General features: G+C 70.3%; 23 protein-coding genes, 1 tRNA gene and 1 riboswitch. Of the genes, 10 read left to right on the forward strand and 14 right to left on the reverse strand.

The genetic code is table 11. The annotated features are described in order from the left end of the window. Positions 1-122: 122 nt before the first annotated feature. From AB0B48_RS14025 to AB0B48_RS14035, 3 genes are all read left to right on the forward strand, one after another. Complete coding sequence (locus AB0B48_RS14025; protein ID WP_357200639.1) at positions 123-1,445, forward strand: hemolysin family protein; 1,323 nt, start codon at positions 123-125, stop codon at positions 1,443-1,445. After that, complete coding sequence (locus AB0B48_RS14030; RefSeq protein WP_355004619.1) at positions 1,438-2,439, forward strand: hemolysin family protein; 1,002 nt, start codon at positions 1,438-1,440, stop codon at positions 2,437-2,439. The genes AB0B48_RS14025 and AB0B48_RS14030 overlap by 8 nt, the downstream gene beginning before the upstream one ends. Positions 2,440-2,606: 167 nt before the next feature. Next, on the forward strand, positions 2,607-3,620 hold the full coding sequence (locus AB0B48_RS14035) for an NlpC/P60 family protein (protein ID WP_357200642.1): 1,014 nt from the start codon (positions 2,607-2,609) through the stop codon (positions 3,618-3,620). A gap of 221 nt (positions 3,621-3,841) precedes the next feature. Here AB0B48_RS14035 and AB0B48_RS14040 read toward each other — a convergent pair whose 3' ends face one another. Beyond that, on the reverse strand, positions 3,842-5,824 hold the full coding sequence (locus AB0B48_RS14040) for a peptidoglycan recognition family protein (protein WP_357200645.1): 1,983 nt from the start codon (positions 5,822-5,824) through the stop codon (positions 3,842-3,844). 235 nt (positions 5,825-6,059) lie between these two features. Continuing rightward, positions 6,060-6,195: riboswitch (cyclic di-AMP (ydaO/yuaA leader) on the forward strand. A 13-nt stretch (positions 6,196-6,208) separates the two neighbouring features. On the opposite strand from AB0B48_RS14040, the gene AB0B48_RS14045 reads away from it, so the two are divergent. Beyond that, on the forward strand, positions 6,209-7,249 hold the full coding sequence (locus tag AB0B48_RS14045) for an NlpC/P60 family protein (protein WP_357200648.1): 1,041 nt from the start codon (positions 6,209-6,211) through the stop codon (positions 7,247-7,249). Between the two features lie 60 nt (positions 7,250-7,309). Here the strand turns inward: AB0B48_RS14045 and dcd are convergent, their stop codons facing one another. Continuing rightward, on the reverse strand, positions 7,310-7,888 hold the full coding sequence (gene dcd, locus AB0B48_RS14050) for a dCTP deaminase (RefSeq protein WP_030332009.1): 579 nt from the start codon (positions 7,886-7,888) through the stop codon (positions 7,310-7,312). 97 nt (positions 7,889-7,985) lie between these two features. Here dcd and AB0B48_RS14055 point away from each other — a divergent pair, with 97 nt between their 5' ends. Both AB0B48_RS14055 and AB0B48_RS14060 read left to right on the forward strand, forming a co-directional pair. Then, entirely contained in the window at positions 7,986-8,543 is a 558-nt protein-coding gene (locus AB0B48_RS14055; protein WP_357200651.1) for a pyridoxamine 5'-phosphate oxidase family protein, read from the forward strand. Between the two features lie 266 nt (positions 8,544-8,809). Next, positions 8,810-8,883, forward strand: a tRNA-Gly gene (locus tag AB0B48_RS14060). A 144-nt stretch (positions 8,884-9,027) separates the two neighbouring features. Here the strand turns inward: AB0B48_RS14060 and AB0B48_RS14065 are convergent. From AB0B48_RS14065 to AB0B48_RS14080, 4 genes are all read right to left on the reverse strand, one after another. Next, positions 9,028-9,615, reverse strand: coding sequence for a DUF4240 domain-containing protein (locus tag AB0B48_RS14065; RefSeq protein ID WP_357200654.1), 588 nt, complete (start codon positions 9,613-9,615; stop codon positions 9,028-9,030). After that, positions 9,612-10,175, reverse strand: a complete 564-nt coding sequence (locus tag AB0B48_RS14070; protein WP_357200657.1) for a 2'-5' RNA ligase family protein — start codon at positions 10,173-10,175, stop codon at positions 9,612-9,614. The genes AB0B48_RS14065 and AB0B48_RS14070 overlap by 4 nt, the downstream gene beginning before the upstream one ends. Positions 10,176-10,373: 198 nt before the next feature. After that, positions 10,374-11,312, reverse strand: coding sequence for an LD-carboxypeptidase (locus AB0B48_RS14075; RefSeq protein ID WP_357200717.1), 939 nt, complete (start codon positions 11,310-11,312; stop codon positions 10,374-10,376). Positions 11,313-11,506: 194 nt separating this feature from the next. After that, positions 11,507-12,454: a 2-dehydropantoate 2-reductase N-terminal domain-containing protein gene (locus AB0B48_RS14080; protein ID WP_357200660.1), complete on the reverse strand. Its 948-nt coding sequence runs from the start codon at positions 12,452-12,454 to the stop codon at positions 11,507-11,509. Positions 12,455-12,539: 85 nt separating this feature from the next. Here AB0B48_RS14080 and AB0B48_RS14085 point away from each other — a divergent pair, with 85 nt between their 5' ends. Together AB0B48_RS14085 and AB0B48_RS14090 are read left to right on the forward strand one after the other, a co-directional pair. Then, positions 12,540-13,109, forward strand: coding sequence for a TetR/AcrR family transcriptional regulator (locus AB0B48_RS14085; protein WP_357200663.1), 570 nt, complete (start codon positions 12,540-12,542; stop codon positions 13,107-13,109). A gap of 160 nt (positions 13,110-13,269) precedes the next feature. Then, positions 13,270-13,611 (forward strand): VOC family protein, encoded by a 342-nt coding sequence (locus tag AB0B48_RS14090; protein ID WP_357200665.1) that lies wholly within the window; start codon positions 13,270-13,272, stop codon positions 13,609-13,611. 24 nt (positions 13,612-13,635) lie between these two features. Here the strand turns inward: AB0B48_RS14090 and AB0B48_RS14095 are convergent, their stop codons facing one another. From AB0B48_RS14095 to AB0B48_RS14115, 5 genes are all read right to left on the reverse strand, one after another. Then, a complete protein-coding gene (locus AB0B48_RS14095) occupies positions 13,636-14,280 on the reverse strand; it encodes a dihydrofolate reductase family protein (RefSeq protein ID WP_355004631.1) in 645 nt (214 codons plus the stop codon). Between the two features lie 32 nt (positions 14,281-14,312). Continuing rightward, the gene (locus tag AB0B48_RS14100; RefSeq protein WP_357200669.1) at positions 14,313-15,017 is read right to left on the reverse strand and encodes a dihydrofolate reductase family protein; all 705 of its coding nucleotides are present in this window, start codon (positions 15,015-15,017) and stop codon (positions 14,313-14,315) included. Between the two features lie 77 nt (positions 15,018-15,094). Further along, complete coding sequence (locus AB0B48_RS14105) at positions 15,095-15,514, reverse strand: hypothetical protein (protein WP_357200672.1); 420 nt, start codon at positions 15,512-15,514, stop codon at positions 15,095-15,097. A gap of 34 nt (positions 15,515-15,548) precedes the next feature. After that, on the reverse strand, positions 15,549-15,737 hold the full coding sequence (locus tag AB0B48_RS14110; protein WP_357200675.1) for a hypothetical protein: 189 nt from the start codon (positions 15,735-15,737) through the stop codon (positions 15,549-15,551). Between the two features lie 55 nt (positions 15,738-15,792). Further along, positions 15,793-16,287 carry a GNAT family N-acetyltransferase gene (locus tag AB0B48_RS14115; protein WP_357200678.1) on the reverse strand — a complete coding sequence of 165 codons (495 nt, stop codon included), beginning with the start codon at positions 16,285-16,287 and terminating at the stop codon, positions 15,793-15,795. A 48-nt stretch (positions 16,288-16,335) separates the two neighbouring features. Here AB0B48_RS14115 and AB0B48_RS14120 point away from each other — a divergent pair, with 48 nt between their 5' ends. Further along, the gene (locus tag AB0B48_RS14120) at positions 16,336-17,217 is read left to right on the forward strand and encodes an LLM class flavin-dependent oxidoreductase (RefSeq protein WP_357200682.1); all 882 of its coding nucleotides are present in this window, start codon (positions 16,336-16,338) and stop codon (positions 17,215-17,217) included. 64 nt (positions 17,218-17,281) lie between these two features. Here AB0B48_RS14120 and AB0B48_RS14125 read toward each other — a convergent pair whose 3' ends face one another. From AB0B48_RS14125 to AB0B48_RS14135, 3 genes are read right to left on the reverse strand one after another with little or no spacing between them, the layout of a single operon-like run. Further along, positions 17,282-17,713, reverse strand: a complete 432-nt coding sequence (locus AB0B48_RS14125; RefSeq protein WP_357200686.1) for an ASCH domain-containing protein — start codon at positions 17,711-17,713, stop codon at positions 17,282-17,284. Between the two features lie 57 nt (positions 17,714-17,770). Next, on the reverse strand, positions 17,771-18,817 hold the full coding sequence (locus tag AB0B48_RS14130; protein ID WP_357200689.1) for a questin oxidase family protein: 1,047 nt from the start codon (positions 18,815-18,817) through the stop codon (positions 17,771-17,773). A gap of 33 nt (positions 18,818-18,850) precedes the next feature. Beyond that, a complete protein-coding gene (locus tag AB0B48_RS14135; protein ID WP_357200692.1) occupies positions 18,851-19,402 on the reverse strand; it encodes a phosphoribosyltransferase family protein in 552 nt (183 codons plus the stop codon). Between the two features lie 187 nt (positions 19,403-19,589). On the opposite strand from AB0B48_RS14135, the gene AB0B48_RS14140 reads away from it, so the two are divergent. Beyond that, the gene (locus AB0B48_RS14140; RefSeq protein ID WP_357200695.1) at positions 19,590-20,228 is read left to right on the forward strand and encodes a septal ring lytic transglycosylase RlpA family protein; all 639 of its coding nucleotides are present in this window, start codon (positions 19,590-19,592) and stop codon (positions 20,226-20,228) included. Positions 20,229-20,282: the final 54 nt, after the last annotated feature.

Below are 20,282 nucleotides of genomic sequence, written 5' to 3' on the forward strand. Positions count from 1 at the left end.
TGCCAGAGGCCGACCGACTCGCCGGCGCAGTCACCCGAGTGCTCGGCGTACGCGCCCCTGAGGGCCGCCGCCGTCGTGCAAGAATCTCGCCGAGGTGAGGCGACATCGACGGCCTACTCTTGATGACGCTGTTGCCCCTGGTCGGCTTCGCAGCCCTGACCGCGGGCAACGCGTTCTTCGTCGCGGCCGAGTTCGCCCTGGTCACTGTCGACCGGGCGGAGATCGACCGGCGGGCCGCCGCGGGCGACCAGGCCGCCCTGACGGTACGCACAGCGCTGCGCGAACTCTCCTTCCAGCTCTCCGGGGCGCAGCTCGGCATCACCATCACCGCGCTGCTCACCGGCTACCTGGCCGAGCCGGCCCTGGCTCGGCTCTTCACCCCGCTGTTGCGCCCGCTGGCCGGGGACAACACGGAGCGGCTCACCCCGTTCCTCGCGTTGGCCCTGGCCACGCTCATCTCCATGCTCTTCGGCGAGCTGGTGCCGAAGAACGCGGCGCTGGCCCGGCCCATGCCGGCGGCGCTGGCCACGGCCGGTCCGATGCACACCTTCTCCCGGACGTTCGGCTGGGTGATCCGGGGGTTGAACGGCTCGGCGAACCGACTGGTCCGGGCGTTCGGCGTGGAGCCGCAGGAGGAGTTGGCCAGCGCCCGCTCGCCGGAGGAACTGGGCCTGCTGGCGGGCATCTCGGCGCGGGCCGGCGCGCTGCCCACGGACACCGCGATGCTGCTGCGTCGCACCATCCGCTTCGGTGACAAGCGGGCAGCGGAGGCGATGACCCCCAGAGTGGACGTGGTCGCGCTGCGCGCCACGGCCACCGTGGCGGAGCTTCTGGAGGAGTCGCGGCGGACCGGGCGGACTCGGTTTCCGGTATACGAGGAGACCCTGGACCTGGTGACCGGCGTGGCCGGGGTGCCCGACGCGCTGGGCGTGCCGCTGGCCGACCGCGCGTCGACCCGGGTCGGTTCGGTGGCCCGCGAGCCGGTGTACGTGCCGGAGAGCCTGAACCTGGACGGTGTCCTGGCGGCGTTGAAGGCGGCCGGGGCGGACCTGGCCATCGTGGTCGACGAGTACGGCGGCACGGACGGCGTGGTGACCGTCGAGGACCTCGTCGAGGAGTTGGTCGGGGAGATCGCCGACGAGTTCGACCCGGCGAGCGTGGACGACAACGGATCAGACGAGCTGACCGTGCCGGGCGGTGAGCGCACGGTGCTGGTCGACGGTGTGCTCCGCTCCGACGAGTTGGCCGAGCAGACCGGCTTCCGGCTACCCGAGGGGCCGTACGAGACGCTGGCCGGGTTCCTGATGGCCCAGCTCGGGCACATCCCGCTCGCCGGCGAGTCGGTCGAGGCGGCCGGCTGGGAGTTCACAGTGGTCGAGGTCGAGCGGCACCGGATCGAGCAGGTCCGGGTGTTGCGCCCGGCGGACCCGGACGACGATGACTGAGCTGCTGGTGACAGTGCTGTTGCTGCTCGGCAACGGGTTCTTCGTGGGCAGCGAGTTCGCGCTCATCGCGTCCCGTCGGACGGTGATCGAGCCGCTGGCCGCCGGGTCGAAACGCGCCCGCTGGGCGTTGTCGGCGATGAACCAGATTCCGCTGATGATCGCTGGCGCGCAGCTCGGCATCACTGTCTGCTCGTTGGGTCTGGGCGCGATCGCCGAACCGGCGCTCGCGCACCTGCTGGAGCCGCCGTTCCACGCGGCCGGCCTCCCGGAGCGGGCGGTGCACCCGGTGGCTTTCGTGCTGGCGCTGGGCGTGGTGGTCTTTCTGCACACGGTCGTCGGTGAAATGGTGCCGAAGAACATCACGCTGGCAGGTCCGGAGGTCTCCGCGCTCTGGCTCGGCCCGGCGATGCTGGCATTCTGTGTGGCCACCAAACCGTTGTTGCTCGCGATGAAATGGGCGGCCCGGAGGGTGCTCGGGTTCTGGCGGATCGAGGCGTCCGAGTCGGTGAAGACTGTGTTCACCGCCGAGGAGCTGGCCGGGTTGGTCTCGCAGGCGCGGACCGAGGGGCTGCTCGACGCGGAACAGCACGCGCGGATCACCGGCGCGCTGGCCCTGCACGCCCGGACGGCGGCGGACGCGCTGCAACCGTGGTCGACTGTGGTGACGGTGGCCGAGGACGTCTCGCCGGCGTCACTGGAGGTGCTGGCGACCCGGACCGGCCGGTCCCGGTTCCCGGTGGTGCAGCGGTCGACCCGTCGGGTGCTCGGCTTCGTGCACGTCAAGGACGTTCTCGGGTACGCCGGGCAGGGCCGCCGGTCCCCGGTGCCGGCCGACGTCTACCGGCCGCTGGCGGTGGTGCCGCCGGACCGTACGCTGGCCGACCTGCTGCTGTCCATGCGTCGCGAACGGCGGCACATGGTGCTGGTCAGCGACGGGCGACGGCCGATCGGTGTGGTCACTCTTGACGACGTATTGACCGCAATCGTTGGGTGATGGACGAATACCCTTGGTGTGCAAGCGGTTGCACGACAGTGATGGTTACCGCCCTCGCCTTGATTACCGCCGCGAGCTTCCCTAATGTGAGGCACCGACCGCTGTGGGTCGTCTGCCTCGGCCCTTTCCTCACGCGAGGCGCCCGGCGGTCGGTTGCAAAGGAGTCGGTGCCGGTGGCAACCATGCCCCCTCATCGTCACGACCTGTTTGCGTCTGCTCGCTCTGGTGGCCTGCGTCGCGTCGCGCACCGGGTGCTGATCCTGGTCGCCGCGGCGGCGGTCGGCGCCGGTCTGCTGACCGCGCCGGCACATGCCGCGCCCACGGTCGACGAGATCGAGGCGCAGATCGACAAGAAGTGGGAGCAGTTGGAGCCCACCATCGAGCAGTACAACAAGGTCCGGGCGCAGCTGAAGGTCAACCGGCAGAAGTCGGCGAACCTGCAGAAGAAGATCGAGCCGCTGGCGCTGCAGAGCGAGCTGGCGCTCAACCGGGTCGGCGACCTCGCCTCCCGCTACTACATCTCCGGCCCGTCACACGACATCGGTGCGCTGCTCGTCAGCGCCAAGCCGGACACGCTCACCGAGCAGCTCACCATCCTCGACCGGCTCGCTTCGCAGGAGCGCAAGGAGGTCGAGGGCGTGCTGGCCGTGCGGGCCAAGTACGACGGCGAGAAGCAGAAGCTGGACGCGCTGATCGTCACCCAGACCAAGCAGCAGAACGATCTGGCGGCCAAGAAGAAGCAGATCGACGCCGAGATCAAGCAGCTCGAGGCGTCGATGCCCAAGACCACCGTCAAGACGGCGGCCTGCCCGACCATCAACGGCGTGTTCAGTGCGGCGGCCCGCACCGCGATCAAGACCGCCTGCGGCAAGGTCGGCAAGCCGTACGTCTGGGGTGCCACCGGGCCGAACTCGTTCGACTGCTCGGGGCTGACCCAGTACGCCTACAAGGCGGCCGGGATCTACCTGACGCACCACACCGGTGACCAGTGGAACGAGGGCAAGGCCATCTCGCGCGCCGACGCCCGCCCCGGTGACCTGGTGTTCTTCTTCTCCGGCTTGAGTCATGTCGGGCTGTATCTGGGTAACAACCAGATGGTGCACGCGCCACGCGCCGGCAAACCGGTGCAGGTGTCCAGCATCACCACCATGCCCGTCGCCGGGTTCCGCAGACCTGGCTGATCCACCCAGGGCCTGTGTCAAAGCCCCTGGCCGGCCTGCGGCGGGCCCAGGCGACGACCGGCCGCGTTGGAGATTGGCCCGGATACAACACCGGTATCCGGGCCAATCTCCGCCTTGCCGGATCGCCGCCTGGACTCCGCCTCGGCTCGACCGAGGACTTTGACACAGGCCCCAGCGCGACACGACGGCCCCCGGTCACCGACCGGGGGCCGTCGTGGTTCTCAGCGGGGTGCCCCCACCGGGGAGGGCAACAGCTGCACGTCGGCGAGGTCGACGTACATGATCCGGTGGCCGAACTGGATCTGCGCGTACCGGTTCTTGCCGCGAATGACCGTCCAGTCACCGGGTGAGGAGCCGTCGAACGTGCTGGCCCGGTAGTACTCGCCGGCCAGCACCGCGCCGACGGAGTACCGCTGCCCGGCGGCCAGCGTGTACTGGAGCGGCGTGATCGCCTGGTAGGGCACCCCGTCCGGGTACGCGGACTGCTCCGGGTACGCCCGTCCGTAGACCGGAACGGTGGCTCTTCCGGGCTTCGGTGTCGCCACGACTCCGACGGTCCAACTGGCGGTCGGCGCGGACGACGGGTTGTGGAACCAGGCCCGCTGCCCGAGGTACCAGATCGCCGTCCAGTCGCCCTGCCGGCCGGCCAGCGCATACGTCTGCCCGGCTGACGCCCTGGCCCCGTGGTCCGACACCGCCATCGTGTTCGGGCTGCCGTCCGGGCGGAGCGCGATGTCGTTGACCAGCGGCGCGTCAGCGGACGGCGCGCTGCGCAGCACCACCGACGAGGAACCGCGCGGAGCGCAGGGCACGCCCACCGTGACGCAGTCGGTGAACGCCGGCTGGTTGGTGGTGTAGTCCGGGTCGATCCGGACCAGCCCGGTGGCCGGGGTGCCGGTGTCCAGTCGGGGGGCGTGCAGCAGGTCGAAGTAGTGCGTCCAGTCCCAGTAGGGGCCCGGATCCCAGTGCATTCCCCGCACTGTCGAGGGGATGGTGCCGGGCACGTTGTCGTGGCCGATGATGTGCTGGCGGTCCAGTGGGATGCCCAGCCGCAGCGCCAGGTGCCGGACGAGCTTCGCCGAGGTCCGGTACATCGCCTCGGTGTACCAGGTGCCCTGCGCCGCGAAGCCCTCGTGTTCCAACCCGATCGACTTCGCGTTGACGTACCAGTTGCCGGCGTGCCAGCCGACGTCCTTCGTCTTGACGTGCTGGGCGATGTGCCCGTCGACCGAGCGCAGCGAGTAGTGCCAGCTCACGTAGGTTGGGTCCTGGACGAGTTGCAGGGTGGTGGCCCAACTCGCCTCGGTGTCGTGGATGACGATGTACTCGATCTTCTGCCGCGCGGGCCGGTCGGAGAGGTCGTGGTTGCCGTAGTCCCCGTCGTCGAACGCCTCGTAGGGCGCCGGGATCCATTCGCAGGAGATGGTGCGGGGGCATTCCACCCCGTCCGGGCGGGCCAGCCGGCGCAGGCCCAGCCGGTCCAGCCAGGACCGTTCGGGCCGCACTGCGCGGGCCGGCAGGGTGATCCGCTGGCCGTCGTCGGTCACCCGGGCTTCGCCCGCGCCGATGGTGGTGAAGACCTCGTCGGCGAAGGCCGCCGCGGCGTCGGCGCTGTCCGCGCCCGAGTAGCGGGCCACCGCGCCGTACCAGGCCGCCGGGTCGGTGCCCGCGCCGACCGGCGCGCCCAGATCCCTCTGGTACGCGCTCAGCAGCGCCGCCCCACCCCGGATGTTGAGGCCCGCGTCGGTACGCAGTGCCTCGGGGGCGGCACCAGTCAGCGCGGCGGCGGCGTCGACGGTCTGCAACGCGGCGGTGGACGGGGCGGGCGCCTCGACCGGTCGGGGCGCGGGCACCCGGGCCGGCCGGGAGTCGTCACCGCGTGGGTCCTCGGCTCCGGCGTCGTGGTGACCGCGTCCGGGTAGGGCGGCCACGTGCCGCGCGTCGGTCAGGTGCATCGGGCCGTAGCCGCCACTGGTGCTCGGTGTGCCGGCGTTGGTGTCCCAACGGGACTCCAGGTAGGAGACGCCGAGCAGCACGACGGCCGGTACGCCGTACTCGGTGGCCGCGTCGGCGTACTGCTGTTGGCGGTCGGTGGTGGGCGCGGCGGCGGCCGGGCCGACGGAGAGTGGCACCGTGGTCGCGGCGGCGACCACGGTGGCGGCGAGCAGTGCGCGCCAGCCGGTCGACAGGGTTGGATGGTGCATCGAACCCCCTAGATTCTCGCGGAGTGAGGTCAAATCACCATCGCGCCGTCCGGGAGCTCGCGTCAATACCTTTCCATCTATCGACGTGCACGGAAAGAATTCTTCACACACGGTCAGTGACCTCGTCCAATCCGTACGGAGTGTCACGGCCGCACGGGTTGCGGATCGGTAACGGGCGTCTCTACTCTGGTCATTTGTCGGCCCGACAGCAGCTCCGCCCACCCCGGGCGGTAACGGACCGACACCGCCGAGTCGTTTCCGAGCGAACCGGGGACCCAGGTCCCTCGGGGTGAATCCGCAGCCACTGCGGTAGGGCGCCGACTTCCCGCCCGAACCCGTCAGCTAACCCGGTAGGCGGTCAGGAAGAAGGAGTACGGAACCCCGGTGGCACTCCATGCCCCGCGGCCGTCGTCCGAGCGGTCGGCATCAGCCGGCCCGGCGTCGATAGTGCCGCGCCCACGCTGGTCCCGCTTAACCACCGCACTCGCCGCGCTGGCCGGCGTCGCCGTCGTTCTGACCGGTAGTGCCACGGCGGCCCACGCCGACCCCTCCGTCGCCGAGATCGAGCGCCAGATCGACGCCGACTGGAACAAGCTCGAACCGGTCATCGAACGGCACAACGCCACCCGCATCGACCTCGCCGCGAAGCGCAAGCAGGCAGACGCGCTGGCCGCCCGGATCACTCCGCTCGAGCGCCAGGTCGACGCCGCGATGGACAAGGTCAGCGCCCTTGCCGTACGCGCCTACATGGGTGAGAACGTCTCGACCGTCAACGCGATGCTGGGCAGCCGGTCGCCCAGCGAGGTGGTCGGCCAGCTCGAAATGCTGGACCGCTTCGCGCACGACCAGCAGAAGGACGTACGCCAGGTGGCCGACCTGCGCGACCAACTGGCCGCGCAGAAGGCGCCACTGGACGAGATGGTGGCCCAGCTGACCCGCACGGAAGCCCAGCTGGCGGCGAAGAAGAAGCAGATCAACGACGAGATCGACCGCCTGCAGAAGCTGCGCCTGAAGGTGTACGGCAGCGGCGGCGGCGGTCCGCTGCGCCCGGCGCCCTGCCCGGGTAGCTACCCCGGCGGTGCCGCGGGCACCGCGGTCAAGTTCGCCTGCGCGCAGATCGGCAAGCCCTACGTCTGGGGTGCCGAGGGTCCGAACTCGTACGACTGCTCCGGGCTCATGCTGGCCGCCTGGGCGAAGGCCGGCGTGTCGCTGCCGCACAACGCCGCCGCGCAGAGCCGGGTCACCAAGAACGTCAGCAAGGGTGACCTGCGCCCCGGCGACCTGGTCTTCTACTACAGCGACATCCACCACGTCGGCATGTACGTCGGCGGCGGCTGGGTGGTGCACGCCTCGCAGGCTGGTCAACCGGTCAAGATGAAGAAGGTCGACGACGGCCCGATCCACAGCTACGGCCGTCCAGGCTGACCCAGTGTGACCGAAGGGCCCGTCGCGATCTCCTCGCGGCGGGCCCTCGTCGTTCTGGTCCTAGCGGGTGGGCCAGGTGCGCCAGTGCTGCCAGGCGCGGCTGGGTGTCGGCCCCCGCTGGCCCTGGTAGCGCGAGCCGTAGACCACCGAGCCGTACGGGTGCTCGGCTGGCGAGGAGAGCCGGAAGATGCAGAGCTGCCCGATCTTCATGCCCGGCCAGAGGGTGATCGGCAGGTTCGCCACGTTCGAGAGTTCCAGCGTCACGTGGCCGGAGAAGCCCGGGTCGATGAAACCGGCGGTGGAGTGCGTGAGCAGCCCGAGCCGGCCCAGGGAGCTCTTGCCCTCCAGTCGGCCGGCGAGCTGGTCACCCAGCGAGATGACCTCGAGCGTCGAGGCGAGCACGAACTCCCCCGGGTGCAGCACGAACGGCTCGCCGTCGGGGACCTCGACCGCCGAGGTCAGGTCGTCCTGCTGCATGGCCGGATCGATGTGGGTGTAGAGGTGGTTGTTGAAGACCCGGAACAGCCGGTCGAGTCGGACGTCGATGCTGGAGGGTTGGACCAGGGTGGGCTCGAACGGCTCCAAGCCCAGCGTGCCGGCCTTGATCTCGGAGACCAGGTCACGGTCGGAGAGCAGCATCGGACCACCATAGCCGCGTTGCCGGAAGTGGCCGGATTCGGTGCCGGACCAGCGCGTCGAGGTCGCTACTCGTACATTTGTTCGATAGAATGCCCACATGGCTTCCTGGTCCGAATTCGCCGCCGACGAGCCCCGACTCGCCGACGGGATCCGCGTTCTCCTTCAGCAGTACGGGCCGGGCTTCGGCTATCTGGCCACGGTCCGTGCCGACGGCGGGCCCCGCGTCCATCCGGTCTCACCGGTCATCACCGCCGAGGGGCTGTTCTGCTTCATCATCGACTCGCCCAAGCGCCGCGACCTCGAACGTGACGGCCGTTACGCGCTGCACTCGTTCCCTGCGGAGGAGAGCGACGACGAGGCGTACGTGGCGGGTCACGCCCGCCCGGTGACCGATCCGATCCGGGTGGCGCAGCTGGCGCAGAGCGCCCGGGCCGAGCCGCAGGTCGACTGGCGGCTCTTCGAGTTCACCGTCGACGTGGCCATGCTCACCCGCCGCGAGCAGCACATCGCGGGCATTCCGGGTCTCGGGCCGAGCCGGCCGGCCGTTCGGGTCTGGCTCGACCCAAACGCCCAGTCGGCGGTGGCAGCGCCCATCGCCGTCCCGCAGACGCGCCCGACCCTCCTCAGCCGTGACGTGCAGTGCACGGCCGCCTGACCACACGACCGGAAGATCATCGGTGCCGGCTCCGTCGTGACGGAGCCGGCACCGATGCGTACGCCCGCCACACCCGGCGAGCCGCCACTCCCGCATGATCCACTCGACTTCGGCGAAACCGCGGTATCCCGGCGCTGCGGATGCCCCGACTTTCAGGAAGCCGAGTGGATCAACCCCGCCGACCCGGGCGGCACGGTCGGACACCTGCGGTCACCGGGGGTGCCTGGGTGCATGGGCTCGATGACTCGGGTACAGTGGTGCCGCTTGCGGGTGTAGTTCAATGGCAGAACATCAGCTTCCCAAGCTGACAGTGCGGGTTCGATTCCCGTCACCCGCTCCACGTGCAGAAGCCCTGGTCAGGACAACAGTCCCAGCCAGGGCTTTTGATGTTGCTCAGGCCAACTGCGTCCGGCGGGCCATCCACGGACCATCAGCCACGCTTGCCCGACGAGGAGATCCGCTCTCTGACTCCCCGCACCGCAGGTCAGGGCTTCACGTAGTGCTGGCGGGGGAACAAGCGCATGAGGCGCGGCAGGCGTTGTTCGATCTCGGCGAGGCTGTCGCTGTCCCAGGGCTCATCGATTGGGGCTGGATCGAAGTACGCGCGGTGGCCCCGGGCGTCCAGCGCTTCATGGAGGCTGTCTTCACGCCCGGTGATGCGGTCGTAGGCGCGGGATGCCACGTAGGCGAGTTCTTCCCAGTGCGGCCACTCCGCGTCGGCCCGTTCCCAGAGACTGCGGCCGGCGAGCGCACGCACAGCGGGCAGGTCGGCGAGGTTGTCGGGGTTTTGGGCGACGTGCTGCCACCAGCGCTGCCCCTGGCCGATGAGCCATGGTTGGAAGTACCAGAACGAGTCGCTGCTGCACAGGCCGTCCATGATCTGGTTGGCTGCGCCCCACATGGCGTAGGTATCGATCGGGCGACGCGCAGCCTCTAGGTGGACCTGGAAGTCCGCGATGTGCTCCAGTGAAACGCGGTTGAGCCGGTATGCCAACCAGTCCAGTCTTCGGGCCGGGTCGGTCGTCTCCTCGGCTGACCGCTCCAGGAACTTCCAGAATTCCGCCGAGTTCACGTCAAGGACGGTAACGGTCCAGCCGGCGCAGGTGGTGTGGCGCCCAGCGGGAACTCGCAGACGGTGCGCCAGGGGCTGATGTCCGGTGTTCCGGCGATGAGCCTGACTCTGTCGATGGCCGCGTTGATCGGCAGGTGCGTGGAGATTGTTTCTGCGGCGTGGCTCAGCGTGGCCTTGGCGGCGTCGTGACCGATGGTCAGGTGCGGCACCACATCGCTGTGCGCCCCGGCATAGGGGGGCGCCTCGGGAAACTGCTGCCACACGGCCGAAGTGAGTTCCCGGAACGGGCGAGCTGGCTGTGGAGCAAGCCAGACGACCGTGTCACCGAACCAGCCGACGTCCGTCAGTGCGACGTCGAACCGCGGGATCCCGGCAATGGTCTCGCGCAGTACGGCCAAGACCTGCTCGTCGATCTGCTGCGGGGGCAGGAACGGGTAGAGGACGGTCACGTGCGCTGGCACCCCCCACCCGGCGGCCGGGTCGAGCGATGCCCGGAAGGGGCCCACCGCCTCCTCGGCCTCGGGTATTGGCACGATGATCGCCGTCTGTGTCGGTTCCATCCCCACAGCTTTCCGCCACGGTCGGTGCCGGTCCACTGGATTCACCACCCGCCGTGCGGCCCGCACCCACCAGAGGTCGGGCGGGCAATAGGAGGCGTGGTGTGTGAGCGCCCGTTCTCAGTCTCGGGACCGCATTCGGGCAGCCAGGAAGGACGGTCGCTCGGTGCGGCGGGCGTAGGCCCCGTTGCCGAACGGCCTCTACCGGTAGTCGGCGAAGATCCGGCGTTCCACGCCATCGACGGTGACCTGACCGCCGTGCGGAAGAATCCATTGTGGCTTGGTGTGGCCGAACGGCACGCCGACGCAGACGACCGCCTCGGGGTTGTAGCGGGTCACCACGTCGACGACCGTGTCGCGCTGCTGCTCGCGAAGTCGCGCCCGATCTGCGGCCGGGGGTCGACGGGTGTGGTCGGAGACCGGCGGACGGGCGACCAGGACCGCGTCGACGGCGCTGAGGAGACCGCGTTCACCCAGTGATCGGACGATCCAGCCGACCTCAGGGGCGGGGAGAAGCTCCTCCGACGTCTCGATGATCAGCACCCCGCCGTGCAGGACCTCCGGGGGGAACGGGAAGCGTCCCGCCGTCAGGATCCACTGGATGACTTCCAGGCAGCCACCCCAGGTGCGGCCGGTGACCGCTCGGGCCGGCCCGTGCCAGCTCCATGGCTCCGTCGGTTCGCGCTCTCCGAACGACTTCAACGCCTGCGGATCTGCCCAGTCGACGCCGATGTCCTCGGACTCACCCGGGTCGGTGACCTCCAGCCGTTCCCCGGTCAGCAACGCCGCTCGCAGCGACCTGACGTGCACGTCGTCGACGGCAGGCCCGGGGCCGAGGTGCACCTGCGAGGATCCGCCGTAGAAGCTGGCGATGCCCAGTCCCCAGAGCCAGTGGTGCAGGTTGGTGTTGTCGCTGGTGCCGAGGAACGGCTTCGGGTCGGCACGGGCCAGGTCGGCGTCCAGGTGGGGGATGACGGTGATCTGGTCCTCGCCGCCGATGACGGCGAGAATGCCGCGTACCTGGGGGTCCGCGAAGGCCGCGTTGATGTCCGCCGCACGCGCTGCCGCGGTCGCACCCACCTGGCGGGTGGTGGGGTATTCGACAGGTACGAGGCCGGTCAGGTCGGCAAGCCGTCGCATGGCCTGCTCGTGGATCACCGGATAGGCGCCGGCTGCGGCGAAGGATGGTGAGAGGACCGCGAGGTGGTCCCCGGGGCGTGCCTTTCGGGGACGAACAAGCTCATGCTCCATGTCGAGATCCAACAGGTGTGCCGGTCCGTACGCATCTCATTTCGGCGCATGCCTGAGGCGTTTCAGCACCAGCGAGTGGATGCCTAGGCCGTTCTCTCGGCAGCGAAGTAGGGCTCGGCCGCCTCCAGTCGGGGCACCTCCACGCCCAGCCTGCGCGCCTCCGTCAGGGTGTCGCGGCAGACCGCGCGCAGTTCCTCGGGGTTGGCATGGGCTTCCATGACCAGGCGCATCGGCGGGAAGTGTCTGAACAGCCAGGCCATCGCCGGTGCTGCCAGCCAGACGGGCGCGGTGAAAGGAAGTAGCTCGCTGCGGTGCCGCCGCAGATCAACGCCGCGAGCCTCGACGAGCCGCAGGAGTTCGCGGGTGGCGAGGATCGCTTCGCGTGCGTTGCCGGGCGTCAGCTTGGACAACGAGCCCTGCTTCAGGCTCTGCGTGTGCAGGCCCGCGTTCTGAACGAAGTGGATCGACAGCCAGCCACGGAAGTCGGAGCTCTCCTGGAGCCTGAACCCCGCCTCGCGAAACACCTGGCGCACGGCCCGCTCGCGCTCGGTCGGCGGCCGGTCGAGAGTGCCGAAGAAGACCACGGGCAGCAGGGCCCCACGCAGCACGCCGTCGTCGCCGAAGCCGCCGCCAGCCCCGGGGAAGCCCCAGGCCACCTGATCAGCGGGAAGGTGTTCGGTCGCGGTCATCGGCTCGACCCAGAGGTTGTTGAAGACAAGCACAGTGGCTTTGCCCACGCGCGGTCCCAGGAAGGCCGCGGCTTCCGCGAAGCCGTAGTGCTGCACGCTCAGCACGATCAGGTCGAAGTCATGGTCCGGCTCCAGTGACTCGCGGTAGCGCACCGGCCACCTCTCGGCGACGCGCTTCCCCCACGGCCGTCGCCGGGCGTCGAGCAGGTCGAGATCAATCGCATCGCCGTACGCTGCCGCCCGCCCCGGCCGGACATAAAACTCGACGTGGTGCCCGGCCCGTTCCAGGGCCCACCCGTAGGTCGCGCCGATGACGCCCCGGCCGAACATCAAGATCTTCACACGGCACCTCGTACCCTATAATCGGAGACTGTCTCCGGTTCTAAAAATATGGAGATAGTCTCCACTTGTCAACATGGAGCCCCACGTGACCGATGCCAAGCCACTGCGCGCCGACGCCCGCCGCAACCGGGACGCCCTGATCGCGAAGGCCCGCGAGCTCTTCGCCAGCGGCTGCTTCAACCTGCGCTTCGACGACTTCGCCAAACTCGCTGGCGTGGGCACCGGCACGCTCTACCGCCACTTCCCCACCCGGGAAGCCCTGGCCGAGGCGGTCTACCGCGAAGAACTCACTGCGATGTGCGACCGCGCCTACGAGCTGCAGGCCACCCTCCCCGCCGACGAGGCGCTGGAATCCTTCCTGCGCGGCTTCGTGGACCACCTGCACCGCCACGAGGGCCTCGCCCGCACACTCGCCACGCTCATGGCCACCCAATCGGGCGCGCTGGCAGAGGGTGCCCAAGCCCTGGGCCAGGTGATCGACGACCTCTTGGCCGCCGCCGTCAGGACCGGCACCATGCGCGACGACGTGGGAGCCGGCGCCGTCATGATGGCCCTCCACGGCATCTGTGCGGCCTACGACCATCCGAGCTACCGAACCGACGCGGACGGCCTCATCACCCTCGTCCTCGCCGGCCTCCGCCGCGCGGCGCCGTGAGCAGACCCGGCCCGGTGGCAGTCCAGCCACTGCGCTCGGCTGGAGGCCCGGAACGAGGTGATGACTTCTATCGGGATCGACAGTGGTAGTTCCTGCTGGACCCGGCACCGGCTAGGGTCCGGCTTGGAGGTGGTCCGTGTTCACCGAAGCGTTTCCGATCGTGACGACACCTGACCTGCCACGACTGATCGCGTTCTACCGGGACGTGGTCGGCTTCGAGCTGACCTACCGGTTCCCGGACGAGGGCGCACCGGAGTTCGTCGCCCTCCGACTGGGCAGCAGCGAGCTCGGCCTGGCCGCCAACCCGGAGGCTGGCGGGCCGGCCGACTCACACCGCTGGGAGCTGTGCGTCTACGCCGACGACTGCGACGCGGCAGTGGGCGCGCTGAGCACGGGTGGGGCGACGGTCACCGAGGAGCCGGTCGACCAGCCCTGGGGTGAGCGGTCCGCGCGGGTCACCGACCCCGACGGCAACCGCCTGCTGGTGCTGGCGCGGCTGTAGACGACAGCGCCGGGAAGGGCGCGGTCATCGTCTCCAGAACAGGAGGTGGGTGACTCCGCTGGGGCTGGGCACCGACTCGAGGTGGAAGCGGTCGAGCAGTTCGTCGGGGCTGTCCCACAACCGCTCGCCCCGGTCGAGGTCGACGGGCGCGACGGCGATGTGCATCGTGTCGACCAGATCGGCCTCGAGGAATTCACGGATGGTGGCGACCCCACCACCGAGGCGTACGTCCCGACCGTCGGCCGCCTGCTTCGCCTCGGCCAGTGCCTCGGCCGGGCTGACATCACGGAAGTGGAACGTGGTGTCGGACAGGCTGAACGACGGGCGCACGTGGTGGGTGAGCACGAAGACCGGCGTGTGGAACGGCGGGTTGTCCCCCCACCAGCCCTGCCAGTCAAGGTTCTCCCAGGGGCCACGCTGGGGGCCGAACTTGTTGCGACCCATGATCTCCGCGCCGATGTTGCACTCGGCGTCGCGGGTCAGGTAGTCGTCCAGGCCGCGGCTGCCACCCGGCTCGGTGCGATACACGAAGCTGGCGGTGGCGGAACGCCAGGAGAACAGCGGGGTGGGGTCCGCGTGACCGAAGGGCCTTTCCAGGCTCTGCCCCTCCCCGGTCCCGAACCCGTCGCGCGAGACGTTGAAGCACTGCACCCGCAACAGTTGCGGCATGGTTTCTCCTCCTTCCTTCGAGGGGCCGTGGTTCAGTTCGCGGTCACCGTCGGGCCGCCTCCGCTGCCCCGGTCGTCGAGCACGAGCGGGGCGCGACCTCGCACCGCGTACCGGATGTGGGTCACCTGTGGGGTGGCAAGGACGCGGGTCGGCGTCAGCTCGACCCCTTCCCGGTCGCCCAGGTCGAGGTCCGCGTCGAAGAGGCGCAGGCCGGTGCCGAGCACGACAGGTACGACGTGCAGCTCCAACTCGTCGAGCAGGCCGGCCTTGAGCACCTGCCGCACCAGGCTGCCGCCCCCGGCCACCGCGACATCCTTGCCACCGGCCACGGCGCGCGCCTGCTCGACGGCGCTGACCACGCCATCGGTGACGTAGGTGAAGCTGGTGCCGCCTCCCCGCAGCAGCCGCTGGCGAGGGCGGTGGGTGACGACGAAGACCGGTGCGCGAAACGGCGGCTCCTCACCCCAGGGGATCTCACCCCCGTCGGCCATCCGGCGCCCCATCACGTACGCGCCGGCCGCGCCGAACGACTCGGCGATCACCTCGGAGTTGGTGTCCTGCTCCCCGCCGGCGAAGCCCTGCCGTTCGCGCCAGGCCGCCGCCTCGGTCGCCCACCGGGTGACCCGGAAGAATTTGGCGCTCTCCTCCGAGTCCATCCAGTTGCCGTTCCCGTCGAACTGCGGCCCGGCGTAGAAGCCGTCCACCGACACCGACAGTTGTGCTGTCACCTTCGTCATCGCGTTCTGGTCCTCTCCTCGGGCGACACCCCGCCTGGGTGCCGCTCCCTGAGGGGTCGGAGCCGAACGCGGTGTCCCTACCGGGAAGAAGTGTGACCTGTGCCACTCGCCGGCTCGGTCAGGTACCACTCCCCGGCGTGTTCCGGGTCGCGTGACCAGCGCATCCGGGCCTTTTCCTCCGGGCGGGGGCTCCAGTCCCGGTAGGGCGCGAGGGCCACCCGCCAGGCGATCACAGTGAAGACGTAGATGCCCGGGCCGACCAGCCAGAGCAGGGCGTCGCGTCGCCGATAGGAGGCGTACGGCGCGAGCCACGCGGTCGCCGCCATCGGCACCGCGACCGCGCTGAGGTCGGCCAGCGGCCCGCGGCCGAACCGGGACTCGACCAACTCGCGGAGGATGAGGGACGGTACGACCACCCCGGCCAGCAACGCCACCGTGCGGATCATGCGGAACCGGCGAGCCGGGGGTACGCGGGCGGCAGTTGCTTCGGCGGGCACCACCGGAGGGTACGGGCTGGCCGCGACGGTGGACCTAGAACTGCCGGTTGGCGATCGCCGCTTCGATCCGCAGACCGATACCGGTCAGGATGAGGAACGCGGCCAGGATCTGCGGTTTGAGCCCTGCGCCCCCGGACGGCATGCTGAATAGCGAGATCACAAAACCCGCCACCAGTAACAGGGTGCCGAACGCCCGTACCGTGTCGGTCCGTCGTGCCCGCATGTCCACAACGGAACGGTAACCAAAGTCGGGCGACGATGGTGCCCCGGACGCCGGCCTAACCGACTGCCCGCCTGCCCCACGAGGTGCCGGACGGTTCGTAGCCGTGGCGGCGGTAGAAGCGCACGGCGCTCGCGTTGCGGTGGTGTATACCCGCCGACAGGTAGGAAAGCCCGTGCTCGACCGCCCACCGGCCCGCCGCGTCGAGCAGCGCGGAGCCGACCCCGCGGCCCCGGGCCTCGTCGAGCACCACAGTATGGATCTGCGCCGAAGGCTCCGGGCGAAGGATCTGGTGTGCGGGCGGTTCGGGCAGGCGCAGCACCTCGACCATCCCGACCACCTGCCCGCCCTGTTCCGCGACAAGAACCGCGTTCCGGGCGGCCGCGTCGCTGAGGACGGCGGTGAAGTGCTCGATGACCGCCTCGCGCTGCGGCAGGCGGTAGGTGTCAGGGTCGAGCGCCAGGTGCGCTTCGGCGTTCGCCATGCGCAACTCGACCAGCGCCGGCACGTCAGAAAGGCTCGCCGTTCGTACGGCTGCCCCGATCCCCTGCATGAGCGTGATGCTAGGGCGCGGGTGGCCGGCCCGACTAGGGTGGCGATCATGCGGATTGGCATCGTGATCCTTCCGGACCAGCGGTGGGCGGAGTCGCAGCGTCGCTGGCGGCAGGTCGACGAGTGGGGCTTCGACCACGCCTGGACGTACGACCACCTGGGTTGGCGTGACCTGGTCGACGGCCCGTGGTTCGACTCGATGGCCACGCTGACCGCTGCTGCCACTGTGACCTCGCGGATTCGACTGGGCACCCTCGTGGCGTCGCCGAACTTCCGGCACCCGGCCGCGTTCGCCAGGCAGATCACCACTGTGGACGACGTCTCCGCCGGCCGCTTGCTGCTCGGTCTGGGAGCGGGTGGCATCGGCTTCGACTCGGCGGTGCTGGGTGGTGAGACGCTGCCGCCTCGTCAGCGGGTCGACCGGTTCGCCGAGTTCACCGAGTTGCTGGACCTGATCCTGCGGGAGGACGGCACCACCTGGCGTGGGGACTGGTTCGCCGCTGTGGATGCCCGCAACAACCCCGGCTGCGTGCAGCAGCCTCGGGTGCCGTTCGTGGTGGCCGCCAACGGGCCACGGTCGATGCGGTTGGTGGCCCGCTTCGGGCAGGGGTGGGTGACCACCGGCACCGGTGACGACAACGACCTGGCGGGTTGGTGGGCCAGTGTGTCGGCGCTGTCCGCGCGGATGGACCGGACCCTGGACGAGGCCGGCCGTGACCCGGCCAGCCTGGACCGCTACCTCTCGCTGGATGCCGCGCCGGTCTTCTCGCTCAGCAGCGCACAGTTCTTCGCCGACCAGGTCGGCCGCGCCGCCGAGCTGGGCTTCACCGACGTGGTGACGCACTGGCCACGCGCCAGCAGCTGGTACGCCGGTGACGAGGCCGTCCTGGTGGACGTGGCGACGCGGCTGCTGCCACAACTGCGCGACTGAGCCCGCCAGGCCGACACATCGGCCCGGTGGGAGGCCAGCACCGATCCGGCCGGGAGCCGCCGCGTCAGGTGCCGAGGTCACCGCTGGCCACACCGCCCTCGCCGCCGGAAACCAGGCGGAAGCGCAGGCAGACGATCGGGGTGTCGCCGTCGACCGGCGTGCCGAGCCGCGCCCAGTAGGTCGAGTGCCCGGCCCGCCACTCCTCGATCGAGCGGTCACCCTCGCCCTCGGCGTGGGCGAAGTCCCAGGGCACGTCGGCGAAGCGGACCACCTCGACTCCGGTGATCTCCACGACGCCGGCCAGCGCGTTGTCGTCGTCGACCAGGGCCAGGCGTTCGCCGAGGTGCTCCAACTCCTCGCTTTCTTCCGCGTACTCGGCGAGTCGGCCGGCCGTCGCGGTCTTCACACCGGCCAGCACCAGGGTGTTGAGGGTCGACCGCAACTCGCCGGGGGTGCCGAGGGCGAGGGCGCGCAGTTCACCGATCCGAGGCCACATCCTGCCGAGGCTAGGTCAGGGCGACCCCGGTCGCTGCCGCAATACCCGTCGCCCCGCTCAGATCAGTTGGCCGGCGTAGCCGGGTGCGGTGAGGAGCCGCTCGTCGGCACTGGTCGCGTACGCGTCGAGGATCGCGTCGGCGAGCTTGACCACGTGCTCGTCGCCGTGGCGGGCCGCGCGGGCGAAGACCTCCGACGGCGTCGCGGGGGTGACGGTCGGTGGCGCGATGCCGGTGGCCGGGGCGTACACGGAGGTCATGGCCGCCGTCGCGGCCCAGGCCGCGGCGAAGCTCGGCGCCCACAGCGCCCGGTCAAGTGCCGGCAGGGTACGCAGCACGGCGGTCGGCGCGGTGACCGCGTGCACCAGCATGACCGGGTTGGTGTGTCCGAAACGCAGGTAGTCCAGGCCGGCCCGGTGCACCAGCGTGGTGAGCCCCCGCTGCGCCTCGGCCGGGCTCCGCGCGGGGCGCAGCGCCGCGAGCGCAGGCTCCCACCGGGGTACGGCCGGCAGCCGGCCCAGCCGGTCCCGGACCCCTCCGGTCTGGTCCTCGATCCGGGGCAGCCCGGCCAGCGCGCCCGCCACGTCGATGTCGTCGGTACCCGGCTCGTCGGCATCGCCGGTGAACAGCCGGTCGGTGCCGGGGATCGGCTGCCAGCGTGCCGCCCAGTAGCCGAGGGCCTGGCCCAACTCGGTGAGCCGCCGTGGGTTCTCCTCGTCCGCTTCGAGCGCGCGTACGGCGTGCCCGACCCGGATCACGCCGTGGGTGGCACCGGCGGCGATGCCCGGCAGCAGCCGGGGCCACCAGGTGCCGAGCACGTCGCGCCACTGGTGTTCGCGCACTTGCCGGTCGAAGTAGGCCAGCCAGTCACCGGCGCGCTTCGGGTCGCCGAGCGCGTCCCGCCAGTCGTCAATCGGGTGCAGCCCCCGGGGAAGCTCATCGAGTCGCCCGAGGTATTCGTCGAGCCAGCGGTGCACCCGTTGCTGGTGCCCGTGCCGGACCAGCGCCTCGACGGCCATCGGCCCGTGGTTGGACAGCCAGCCCTCGAACTCCGGGCCGGTGCGGTGCAGTCGTTCGTACGCCTCGTCCAGTGTTCCCTCGCTCATCCACCGATCGTCGTTCTTCAACCTTGCTTGAGGTCAACCCGGCAGATCCGCGGCGTCGATCAGGCCGGTGATCCGTAGGTCGGCCGCGATCTCGGGCGGGCAGTCCACGGCCACCACGGCGGTGCCGAGCACCTCGGCGCCCCGGGCTGCGCAGATGTCGTAGAGGGCGTGCAGCTGCGCGCCGGTACGCACCCAGTCGTCCACCACCAGCACCCGGTCGCCGGGGCCGAGGTGTCGGTCCCGTACGGCGAGGTCCACCCGTCGGCCCCGGTAGTCCGGTGGGCTCTGTGCCCAGGTGAGTGGCCCGGCCGGCAGGCGTCCGTCACCGGGCTTGTGTGCGGCCACGAAGCCGACCCCGAGGGCGGTGGCGGCCAACGGCCCGAGCAGCAGCCCGGTGACGGCCGGCGCGAGCACGACCGTTGGACAAGCGGCCCGGTACGGCGCCACCAGGGCCGGCCCCAGCTCGGCCAGCACCGCCGGGTCCCGCCACCAACCGGAGATGTCGCTGACCAGGTGACTGGTGCCTGGGCCGGGGTCGATCCATTGGAACAGGGCGGCCAGGCGTTCGGTCAGATCGGCGGGCATCCGCTCATCCTGCGGCACGGTCGGCGGGCGCGACGGCACCCGGGCCACCCGGCCCACCCCGGGTCGGATGATCGGCTACACGTACCTGTGCAAATGCGGGCATACCACCATGATCACGTTGACTTCGGAAGTGCTTCTCTCGTTACGGTCCGATCCGGTTTGTTCAGACGACGAAAGGACCGGGCCGGTGGCAGGCAAGCACTCTCGTACCCGCATCTTCTCCTCCCCGGCGGGCATCGTGGCCACCGCGGCGGTCGGCGTCGCCCTCGCCGTCGGCGGCACGGTAGGTGCCGTGCAGTTGGTCTCCGGGCCCGACCAGTCCGGGCAGGTGGCTCTCGACCTCACCCCGACCACCGCCGCGAGCAGCCTGACCCCCAGCTCCCCGGCCGCCACCCCGAGCGTCAGCGCCTCGCCCAGCGTGACCGCCAGCCCGTCGGCGACCCGGTCGCAGCAGGCCGCCTCCCGGGGCAGGGAACGCACCACGTCGCCGAAGCCGAAGCCGAAGCCGACCGTCAAGAAGACCACGACCGCGGCGAAGGTGCTCGAGAGCGGTTCGTGCGGCGCCTCGTTCTACTCCGACGGGCAGCTCACCGCCAACGGCGAGTCGTTCAACCCCGACGCGCTGACCGCCGCGCACAAGACGCTGCCGTTCAACACCAAGGTCCGGGTGACCAACCCGGCCAACGGCAAGTCGGTTACGGTGCGGATCAACGACCGTGGCCCGTTCATCGACGGCCGCTGTCTGGACCTCTCCCGGGCCGCCTTCGCCAGCATCGCCTCGGTCGACGTGGGCGCGCTCACCGTCCGCTACGAGGTCCTCGGCTGAGCGGGGGCGGCGACGCCGATTCGGTCGGCCGACTGGGCCGGCCGGACAGAACCT

This window comes from Micromonospora sp. NPDC049089, from assembly GCF_040648775.1.
Lineage (GTDB): Bacteria > Actinomycetota > Actinomycetes > Mycobacteriales > Micromonosporaceae > Micromonospora.

Excerpts from the sequence above, each read along its gene's own strand:
- AB0B48_RS14055 (WP_357200651.1), top strand. The coding sequence starts at position 7,986 with ATGGCTTCCTGGTCCGAATTCGCCGCCGACGAGCCCCGACTCGCCGAC.
- AB0B48_RS14100 (WP_357200669.1), bottom strand. The coding sequence starts at position 15,017 with ATGACGAAGGTGACAGCACAACTGTCGGTGTCGGTGGACGGCTTCTAC.
- AB0B48_RS14120 (WP_357200682.1), top strand. The coding sequence starts at position 16,336 with ATGCGGATTGGCATCGTGATCCTTCCGGACCAGCGGTGGGCGGAGTCG.
- AB0B48_RS14040 (WP_357200645.1), bottom strand. The coding sequence starts at position 5,824 with ATGCACCATCCAACCCTGTCGACCGGCTGGCGCGCACTGCTCGCCGCC.
- AB0B48_RS14095 (WP_355004631.1), bottom strand. The coding sequence starts at position 14,280 with ATGCCGCAACTGTTGCGGGTGCAGTGCTTCAACGTCTCGCGCGACGGG.
- AB0B48_RS14075 (WP_357200717.1), bottom strand. The coding sequence starts at position 11,312 with ATGCGACGGCTTGCCGACCTGACCGGCCTCGTACCTGTCGAATACCCC.
- AB0B48_RS14025 (WP_357200639.1), top strand. The coding sequence starts at position 123 with ATGACGCTGTTGCCCCTGGTCGGCTTCGCAGCCCTGACCGCGGGCAAC.
- AB0B48_RS14030 (WP_355004619.1), top strand. The coding sequence starts at position 1,438 with ATGACTGAGCTGCTGGTGACAGTGCTGTTGCTGCTCGGCAACGGGTTC.
- AB0B48_RS14070 (WP_357200657.1), bottom strand. The coding sequence starts at position 10,175 with ATGGAACCGACACAGACGGCGATCATCGTGCCAATACCCGAGGCCGAG.
- AB0B48_RS14115 (WP_357200678.1), bottom strand. The coding sequence starts at position 16,287 with ATGCAGGGGATCGGGGCAGCCGTACGAACGGCGAGCCTTTCTGACGTG.
- dcd (WP_030332009.1), bottom strand. The coding sequence starts at position 7,888 with ATGCTGCTCTCCGACCGTGACCTGGTCTCCGAGATCAAGGCCGGCACG.
- AB0B48_RS14130 (WP_357200689.1), bottom strand. The coding sequence starts at position 18,817 with ATGAGCGAGGGAACACTGGACGAGGCGTACGAACGACTGCACCGCACC.
- AB0B48_RS14135 (WP_357200692.1), bottom strand. The coding sequence starts at position 19,402 with ATGCCCGCCGATCTGACCGAACGCCTGGCCGCCCTGTTCCAATGGATC.
- AB0B48_RS14125 (WP_357200686.1), bottom strand. The coding sequence starts at position 17,713 with ATGTGGCCTCGGATCGGTGAACTGCGCGCCCTCGCCCTCGGCACCCCC.
- AB0B48_RS14110 (WP_357200675.1), bottom strand. The coding sequence starts at position 15,737 with ATGCGGGCACGACGGACCGACACGGTACGGGCGTTCGGCACCCTGTTA.